General features: G+C 48.5%; 2 protein-coding genes and 1 pseudogene. 1 reads left to right on the top strand and 2 read right to left on the bottom strand.

The window, feature by feature from the left end:
• Both B3180_RS07630 and B3180_RS07625 read right to left on the bottom strand, forming a co-directional pair.
• A partial coding sequence (locus tag B3180_RS07630) for an efflux RND transporter permease subunit (protein ID WP_286843851.1) occupies positions 1-1750 on the bottom strand: 1750 nt, incomplete at its 3' end.
• 3 nt (positions 1751-1753) lie between these two features.
• Entirely contained in the window at positions 1754-2497 is a 744-nt protein-coding gene (locus B3180_RS07625; protein ID WP_286843849.1) for a hypothetical protein, read from the bottom strand.
• Between the two features lie 97 nt (positions 2498-2594).
• Between B3180_RS07625 and deoD the strand changes: the two are divergent.
• A pseudogene (gene deoD / locus B3180_RS07620) lies at positions 2595-2913 on the top strand (purine-nucleoside phosphorylase); the annotation flags it as partial.

Below are 2913 nucleotides of genomic sequence, written 5' to 3'. Positions count from 1 at the left end.
ATATAAGGCGGCTAAAGGCAGTCATCACCGCCGGGAGCATAATAAGTGTCACTATGGCCGATATCGCCATAATGCTGGCTAAGAACACACCTACGGTAATGTAGGGCACTAACGGCGCGAACAGCAGTGGCGTAAAACCAATGGCAATGACAATGGCATTGCGGGAAATGGCACGCGCAGGTTCGTCAAACATAACCGCTAAAGTGTCTTTCCAGTTACCGGTTTGTTTGAAGGTAGCGCGCGTACGTTCAATAAAGTGAATGGCAAAGTCCACTGACAGCCGTAGCGTCAGCGATGACAGCACGGCAATAGGCATATCGTAGTCTTTACCGACCCAGCCGATAAGGCCATAAATAAAGGCAATGGTCAGGCTGAGCGGTAACATCGCCAGTACCCCGAAGACTACCGAGCGGAACAGTAGCACCATCATAATAAACACCACCACAAAGGCGCTGATTAGGCTGTCGAGCATGCCTTCGACCATGGCTTCCTGCCACACCACGTTAAGGTAAGCTTTACCGGCCCAGTCCATTTCAATATTAGCAGGCAGTGGGTTGTCTTCAATGTAGCTGTCAACGGTGTTGACGACCTGGGTTACGTGCTGGTTGTCACCGCTGGTTAACTGCAACCACATTAAGCTGCGTTTGTAGTCCGGCGTAACAAAGTGCCAGAGGTCTTGCGGACGGTGCGACGACTGATACTGCAACAGGGTTTGCGCAACACCGGCGGCATTGTCCGGCAGCTCGTAGTCTCTTTCTTCGCCCGAGCGTAATTCGCGGTTCACCGTCTTCACCACGTCGGACAGACTGCTTGACTTGCCCACCAAGCCTGTCGTTTGCAAGTACGCTTGCATCTCGCTCATGTAAGCCAGTAATTCCGGGCTTTGGAACGCTTTGCTGGCGCTATTCAGCTGTTCGAGCTCAGTCATTAATCGCTCTAACGGCTCTAATTGGTCAGAACCGACGCTGAAGAGCAGATCATCAATAGCGATAATCCACTGGTTAAAGTTCACTTGCTGTTGCTCAAGCAGAGCGCTTAAAGCATCCCGCGATTCTTCAGACAGCGCGTCGTTATTCAGGGCGTCACGAACCGCTGAGCGAGCTTTTTCGGTCGCATCTAGGGTATTTTCAAATACTACATACGCGTTGTACGTCCCGGCAAAGTGGTCGTTTAATACTTCGTCAGCAATACGAACCTCGTGGTCAGGTTTAAACCAACGCACCGGGTTGTCGTTAATGTTTATTTGCTGAATACCGAACCAGGCAAAAGCCAAAACTGCCAGGAAAAAGGCTATCCATAGTTTAGCGTGGCGAGCAGCGACAGCGCCCAGCTTTTGAAGCCAGCCATCCTTGTGTTCTTCATGAGTGGCTTTAGCAAAGCCTTCTAACGTTGATGGCTTCAACGCACAGATATAGGCCGGTACGAAAATCACGGTAATTAAGAAGGCCAGTAAAATACCGGAACCAACAAAAGCACCAAATACCTGCACCGGAGGAATAGGTGTCAGCATTAATGAATAAAAACCAATCGCTGAGGTGACAGATGTGAACAACATTGGTCTGAATAAGTGCCCAAGGACGTTCTTAATCGTGTCTTTTGCGTTACTTTTTTCACGGTATCGATCCGAAAACTCCGACATAATATGCACTGAGTCGACCACGGCAATGGGCATCAGGAAAATGGCTATCATTGATGACATAATGTGTACAGTGAAGCCCAGAGCAATAAGAGCACCCATGGTAATCAGCACGGTCTACATCGCGACTATCATGGCGGCACTTATAAAGCGCATATTGCGGAAAAAGACCCAAAGCAACGCGAAAATAACAGCGGCTGCTAATGGCGCGGAAATCCCCATTTGCACAAACATTTCAAAGCCGAACTGGTCTTCAGCCACCGGCAAGCCGGTAATGTGCCAGTCGTCGCCACTCTCTAGGGTACTGATTTTGTCACGCAGTTGCTCCGCCAGCGCATAGCTCTCGTCTTTACTTTCAATAGGCACATAAATAGCGGCGGCTTTGTTATCGCCAGAGACAATGGTGTTATAAAGCAGTGGCAGGTCTTCAACTTGCTGCTGAATGTAGCGAGCTTCGGCGTCATTTTCCGGAGGTTGCTTCATCATCCATTCAAAACGAATGGTGCCGGGCTCTTTTTGAGTAATATTGTCGACATTAGCCAGTGACATCAGATCGTCACTGATAACTCCGTTCAGTGACTCCGCATAATTCGACATGGTATGCAGGTCGGTTAAAGTCTTTTGGTTGTAGACGGTGTTCTCATTCACTACGCCAACGACAATCATGTCATGCATAGCAAAAGTTTCTTTGACCTCATTATGGAAAACACGCTGCGGGTTATCGTCCGGCAGCATGTTCTCCGGATCGGTATCAATGGTAATAGAGGGGATGAAGGCAGCAACGGCAATAGTGATCAGCGTCAACAACCAAAAGACACTTCTGCGGTAACCTGTCGCCAATTTCATAATGACATCGATCATATAAATTCCGAACTTACTAATTTAGATAAATACGAAATATAGTCGATAATTTCTGATTTGTCATCTATCTTGATTAAAAAATAACAGGGCGAACTCTATGACCACTCCCCATATTTCGGCTAAGGCCGGCGATTTTGCAGAGCTTTGCTTGTTTCCAGGCGATCCTTTGCGGGCAAAACATATTGCTGAAACGCATTTAGATAACGCTGAACTCATAAGTGACACTCGAAATATGCTGGCATTCACCGGTCAATTTCGTGGCACGCCGGTTTCCGTTATGGGGTCTGGCATGGGTATGCCGTCCTGTACGCTTTACGCGCAGGAGTTATTTCAGCACTTCGGAGTAGAGCGGCTGGTTCGGGTGGGCAGTTGCGGTGCGGTATCGCCAGACCTTAATTTACGAGACTTAGTGGTAG

The sequence above is a fragment of the Idiomarina sp. UBA4206 genome (genome assembly GCF_002383015.1).
Classification (GTDB): domain Bacteria; phylum Pseudomonadota; class Gammaproteobacteria; order Enterobacterales; family Alteromonadaceae; genus Idiomarina; species Idiomarina abyssalis.
The sequence above is the reverse complement of the archived record's forward strand: the minus strand, read 5'-3'. Positions and strand labels throughout refer to the sequence as shown.

Excerpts from the sequence above, each read along its gene's own strand:
- B3180_RS07625 (WP_286843849.1), bottom strand. The coding sequence starts at position 2,497 with ATGATCGATGTCATTATGAAATTGGCGACAGGTTACCGCAGAAGTGTC.